Genomic DNA, 222 nt, shown 5'->3' on the forward strand with positions numbered 1-222 from the left:
CACCACAGCTGTTGCTGGACCTGAGGTATTGCCCGCAGGATCTTCTGTTACTGCTGTTACCGTATCACCATCATTTAAGCCTGGGTTTGGCACAGTCCAACTACCATCTGGTCCTGCTACAACACTTGCCGTACTACCATCTGGATATGTCACAGTCACAGTTGAACCAGGTTCTGCTGTACCTGTAATTGGGTCTGTCCCGTTAACCGGGTCAATTACTGG

1 protein-coding gene is annotated in these 222 nt (G+C 50.0%); it reads right to left on the reverse strand.

Going from position 1 to position 222, the window contains the following annotated elements:
- The coding region (locus ACXM0J_RS18930; protein WP_304457419.1) for an Ig-like domain-containing protein at positions 1–222 on the reverse strand (222 nt) is incomplete at both ends.

The organism is Acinetobacter sp. GRABPA_MV_2, from assembly GCF_056725885.1.